The following is a 5,040-nucleotide window of genomic DNA, read 5'->3' on the forward strand; positions in this document are numbered from 1 at the left end:
TCGTGGTCGAGGCGCAGAAGCGGCTCTATCAAGGCGTGCCGGTGGCGCAGCGCGCATCGCGCCGCGTCTTCGTGCCGGTGCTGTCGCCGCATGGCGCCACCCGGCTTGGCCGTCACAAAGCGGATGCCAAGCCCTTGGCTGCGCGGGTGACGGCTTCGTGATCGCGGCAAGCGTGCCTGACGTCGTTTCCCTGCCTATCTGTCGCAAGCAGACCGACAGCCCATCCGGCAGCCCATACGAACGCCTGTCAAGTTTCTCCATCCGGTTGCAGCACTGACGCAAGGACCTCGGCCATGGCTGATCAACCGGACAATGCCGCCGCCGTCCAGCCGGTTGCCGTGGCGGTCGAGGCCAGCAGCCTGCACGATCAGGTGATGACGATCCGGCGGGCGCTTGCGGGATCGCCGGTTCGCAGATGGTTGCTGTGGACATCGGTCGGCATCATGGCCGTGATCATCGCAACGTCGATCGGCCAGGTTCTGCTCAACCGCTGGAACCAGCCTTTCTACGATGCGCTTGCCCGCCGCGACATGGCGGCCTTTTTGCACCAGCTCCTCGTCTTCGCGGCCATAGCCGGGGGACTTCTGGTGCTCAATATCGGCCAGACCTGGCTCAACCAGATGATCAGGCTCAAGCTGCGCGAGGCGCTGACGCTGGATCTGATCGATCAATGGATGCGGCCGGCGCGCGCCTTCCGTCTGGCCAATGCCGGCGCCATCGGCGTCAATCCCGACCAGCGCATGCAGCAGGACGCCGCGCATCTGTCCGATCTGTCAACCGATCTCGGCGTCGGCCTGCTGCAGTCGTGCATCCTGCTCGTGTCCTTCGTCGGCGTGCTGTGGGAGCTGTCCTCGGGCTTCGTGTTCCACATCGGCGGGACCTCGCTGGCCATACCGGGCTACATGGTCTGGGCCGCCATCCTTTACGCCGGCATCGCCTCCTGGCTGAGTTGGCTGGTCGGGCGGCCGCTCATCCGCCTGAACAGCGACCGCTATACACGCGAAGCCGAGCTGCGCTCCTCGATGGTGCGCGTCAACGAGAATGTCGATGCCATCGCGTTGTATCATGGCGAGGCCGACGCCAGGCGGCGGCTCGAACTCGATCTCGGCACGGTGCTGGGCGCCATGCGGCGCATCTACACCGCCCAGATCAACCTGTCCTGGGTGACCGACACCTATGGCTGGATCACCGTCGTGGCGCCCATACTGGTTGCTTCGCCTGTCTATTTCTCAGGTGATATCAGCTTTGGCGGGCTGATGATGGCGGTCGGCGCATTCAACCAGGTCCACTCCTCCTTGCGCTGGTTCATCAACAACATCGGCAGCATTGCCGATTGGCGCGCCACGCTGATGCGCGTGGCCGATTTCCGCATCGCGCTCGATGAAACCGATGCGTTGCACGACACCGAAAAGCGCATCGCCTTCGGCCAAAACGTCAGTGGCAGCCTGACTTTCGAGAAGCTCGAAGTGGCCTCGCCGGAGGGCTGCACCAGGCTCGCCGACCCGCATGTCGAAATCCGCCCCGGCGAGCGCGTCATGATCACCGGCGATCCCGGTGCGGGCAAGACGCTGTTCTTTCGTGCCATTGCCGGCCTGTGGCCATGGGGAAGCGGCCGGATCGGCCTGCCGGCGGGAGAAACCCCCATATTCGTGCCGCGCGTGCCTTATTTTCCAGTCGGCACATTGCGCGAAGTCCTCGATCACCCGAACGGCCCCGCGCCGGCGGACGATGCCGACATTTCGGCGGTGCTGGCCGAGGTCGGTCTGGGACGGCTATCCTCATCGCTCGACCGCGCCGGGCGTTGGGACCATGAGTTGGGCGATGACGAACAGCGCTCGCTGGCCTTCGCCAGGCTCGCGTTGCGGCAGCCGAAATGGGTGATCATCGACGAGGCGCTGGATGCATTCGACGGCCCATCGCTAAGACGCGTGCTGTCGATGCTCGAGAAGCGTTTGCCGGCGACAGCGATCCTCAACATCGGGCGCGGCCAGCACAACAACCACTTCTTCCCGCGCGCGTTGACGATCGTCAAGGATTCCGGTGCGCCAGCGCTGAAGCCCGCCCGCGTCAGAGCCGGCGCGATCGAACCGCCGCCAGTCGCCGCCCGCCGCAAGAAATGAGCTGATATCCGGACGGGGAAGCAAAGCTTTATTTTGCCGTGATCGCGAGGGAAGCTCTTCGGGAGAACAACCTCGTGACGGCCATGCTTGATGCTCTGCGCCTGCTTGCCTGTCTTGCCTGCGCCCAGGCTGCTCCCGCCGCCTCGCCGCGGGATGCGCTCGCCATCGACGTCGAGCTGGTGCTGGCAGTCGACATCTCGCTGTCGATGGACGAGAAGGAGTTCGCGCTGCAGCGCGCCGGTTATGTCGAGGCGCTGCGGCATCCCGACTTCATCAAGGCTGTCCGGGCCGGCGCCACGGGCCGCATAGCGCTGACCTATTTCGAGTGGGCCGGCACGGTGCGCGACGACGCGGTCATCGGCTGGCAGATCATCGATAGTGCCGAGAGCGCCAACAGCTTTGCCGACGAGGTCGCGGCGCGCCCGTTCCGCAGCTTTCGCGGCACTTCGATTTCCGGCGCGCTGGCCTTCGGTGCCGAGCTTTTCGACCGCACGTCTTTCCAGGGCGAACGTAGCGTCATCGACATTTCGGGCGACGGACCGAACAATATCGGGCCGCCAGTCACCGCGACGCGTGATGCGGCGACTGCCAAAGGCATCGTCGTCAACGGCCTGCCGATCCTGATCAGCCCGTCGCCCACCTTCAGCCATCTCGACCAGTATTACGCGCAGTGCGTGACCGGCGGGCCCGGTTCCTTCGTGCTGCCCATCTATGCCGCCGCGGAGTTTTCGACAGCCATCCGGCGCAAGCTGATCCTCGAAGTGAGCGGCATTCGGGACAAGGCGAGAATCACCCCCGTCGACGCGGCCAAGCCGATAGACTGCCTGCAGGGCGAACGGGACAGGCGGTTTTTATCGGATCCGTATTTTCCCGAACTTGACCGCTGAGCTCTCGATAGTGCGGTTCACGCAATCCGGAGGGAAAACCGTTCCACGATTTTCCTGGAGTTGCTCTGGGTTCAGGCGAGCCGGGCGCCACATTGGTTGCGAAACTCGTTGGAGAGATCGCGGCGCCAGCGTCGGCCATGGACATAGCCTTGCATCAATTCCGGCAGCGAGTAGCCAAGCGCTTTCGACGAACGGTTGGCCATATAGCCCTGGAATGCCTCCGGTATCCTGCCTCGCAGGATATCGGCGATGAGCTGCCGCGAGATCATGTAAGGCGGAATGTGCGGGTAGGCGTGGGCAATATGAGGATGTTTGCCCATCAGGTTCGCATAGGCCTCGACATAGCCGTCACGGCGGCCGGAAATCGAGTTCTCCGAATTGTATTTCGTCCAGTCGAGGTCCTCGGACAGTTGCGCACCGAAGCGCCGGGCAAGGCGCAGCAGCAATTCGCGATCCTGCATGCGGGTGATGTCGCTGTCGTAGCCGCCGATGGCCAGCAAGGCTTCACGGCGAGCAGTGATCGCGGAGCCGGCGATGAAGATGGTCTGCCCAACCAGCGTCCGCTCAAGCATTGCGGGGCTCACGAATGCCTCGGGGTTGGCGCAGTTTGTGATGCGATTGCCCTTCAGGGACACGAACGAACTGATCAGCACTTGCAGTGCAGGATTTTCATCGAACCAGGTCAGGGTTCGTTCAAGCCGGTGCGGCATGTAGATGTCGTCGGAATCGAGGAACGTCACCAACGGCGCCCGCGCCCGCTCGATGCCGGCATTCCTGGCGGCGTTGGCGCCTCGCCATTTCGCCCCGACATAGATTAGCCGCGGGTCCTGGATGCGGGCCAGCGCCGCTTCGGTCCCATCGGTCGAACCATCGTCGACGACAATGTGCTCAAACCTCGACATGCTCTGGGAGAATACGCTTTCCACGGCGCGCAACACTGTTTCGCGTCGGTTGTGGGTCGGCGTAATGACCGTGATGAGAGGTACTGGATCGATCCCGGCCATGTCTGTCAGCTGTTTCCTGCGCAGGGTTGCGCGTCTGTCCAGGACTTTTCGATTTTCAGAACGGTCGAATGGATTGGACTTCCCTTTCTCTACACCACATCACAGTCGGCGCGACGCTATAAAAAACGACTGCCCCTGTCACCCACCGTGCCGGTACTCAATCCAGGCGAGACAACGAATCCCCGCTCTTAGCGTTCCAATTGCAACAGCACCGCCGCACATAGCATTACGAATCACCATGGAAGCAACCCATCATGACAGATAGCATACATCTCATTACCTCAGACGTAATCGCTTAGCGCTCGGCCTTTGGTCAGATTGCCCATGCAGAGGCCGGCAACTCGGCTTCGATGACAAGGGAGTTCAGTCATGGCCGCTTACGCCGTCGCCCATATGCGCCAAGCCACAATGGGTCCGCAGATCGTCGAATATCTGCATAGGATAGATGCCACGCTGGAACCTTTCGGCGGCCGTTTTCTGGTCCATGGCGGCGATGTGGAGGCGATCGAGAAGGACTGGCCTGGCCATCTGATCATCATAGAATTTCCCGACAGGCAGCATGTGCATGGCTGGTACAATTCGCCGGCCTACCAAGCGATACTGGCGCTGCGCACGGACAATTCGGAGGCCGATGTGGTGTTCGTCGACGGCGTCGAACATCCGCACAAGGCCACGGATATTCTGGAGCAATCGCCGGATCAAGGATCAATTGGACGCTGAACTGCGGTTCAAGGAATGGCGGTACAGCGTCTAGCTATGCCCAACATAGTCTGGCACCGTTTCGATTTTGTCGCGAACCATGCCAGTTGCGAAACTGAACTGGCCCCAAAACGCCAAACCATAAAAAGCCTGACCGACAATCAAAGAAAAGGGAACCTGCCAAAGCGGCATCCCGGTTTCCCGGGCATGGCCTACGATCCGTCGTGTCGTGCGCCATGACATGGTGAGCCACCGGCTGAAGGACTTGACTATCCGTCGCGTGCGGCTCGGCGAATTGAGCGCAACGAACTTCCGGTCGGCGTCGCGACC

At 62.2% G+C, this 5,040-nt stretch carries 4 protein-coding genes and 2 pseudogenes; 4 read left to right on the top strand and 2 right to left on the bottom strand.

All coding sequences use genetic code 11. The annotated features are described in order from the left end of the window. The 3 genes and pseudogenes from EN914_RS39320 to EN914_RS23840 form a co-directional block, all read left to right on the top strand. A pseudogene (locus EN914_RS39320) lies at window positions 1-161 on the top strand (SAM-dependent methyltransferase); the annotation flags it as partial. A gap of 132 nt (window positions 162-293) precedes the next feature. Continuing rightward, entirely contained in the window at window positions 294-2,120 is a 1,827-nt protein-coding gene (locus EN914_RS23835) for an ABC transporter ATP-binding protein/permease (protein ID WP_024503747.1), read from the top strand. An 83-nt stretch (window positions 2,121-2,203) separates the two neighbouring features. After that, a complete protein-coding gene (locus EN914_RS23840; protein WP_024503748.1) occupies window positions 2,204-3,007 on the top strand; it encodes a DUF1194 domain-containing protein in 804 nt (267 codons plus the stop codon). 71 nt (window positions 3,008-3,078) lie between these two features. Here EN914_RS23840 and EN914_RS23845 read toward each other — a convergent pair whose 3' ends face one another. Then, the gene (locus tag EN914_RS23845; protein ID WP_024503749.1) at window positions 3,079-4,011 is read right to left on the bottom strand and encodes a glycosyltransferase family 2 protein; all 933 of its coding nucleotides are present in this window, start codon (window positions 4,009-4,011) and stop codon (window positions 3,079-3,081) included. Between the two features lie 369 nt (window positions 4,012-4,380). Here EN914_RS23845 and EN914_RS23850 point away from each other — a divergent pair, with 369 nt between their 5' ends. Further along, a complete protein-coding gene (locus EN914_RS23850; RefSeq protein ID WP_024503750.1) occupies window positions 4,381-4,731 on the top strand; it encodes a DUF1330 domain-containing protein in 351 nt (116 codons plus the stop codon). A 30-nt stretch (window positions 4,732-4,761) separates the two neighbouring features. On the opposite strand, the pseudogene EN914_RS23855 reads toward EN914_RS23850, so the two are convergent. Beyond that, window positions 4,762-5,040 (bottom strand): annotated as a pseudogene (locus EN914_RS23855) (glycosyl transferase family 2); the annotation flags it as partial.

Source organism: Mesorhizobium sp. M7A.F.Ca.CA.001.08.2.1 (genome assembly GCF_003998455.1).
GTDB classification, from domain to species: Bacteria; Pseudomonadota; Alphaproteobacteria; order Rhizobiales; family Rhizobiaceae; genus Mesorhizobium; species Mesorhizobium ciceri.

Bases quoted from the DNA above. Each gene is read 5' to 3' on its own strand.
- EN914_RS23840 (WP_024503748.1), top strand. From the start codon at position 2,204: ATGCTTGATGCTCTGCGCCTGCTTGCCTGTCTTGCCTGCGCCCAGGCT.
- EN914_RS23845 (WP_024503749.1), bottom strand. From the start codon at position 4,011: ATGGCCGGGATCGATCCAGTACCTCTCATCACGGTCATTACGCCGACC.
- EN914_RS23835 (WP_024503747.1), top strand. From the start codon at position 294: ATGGCTGATCAACCGGACAATGCCGCCGCCGTCCAGCCGGTTGCCGTG.
- EN914_RS23850 (WP_024503750.1), top strand. From the start codon at position 4,381: ATGGCCGCTTACGCCGTCGCCCATATGCGCCAAGCCACAATGGGTCCG.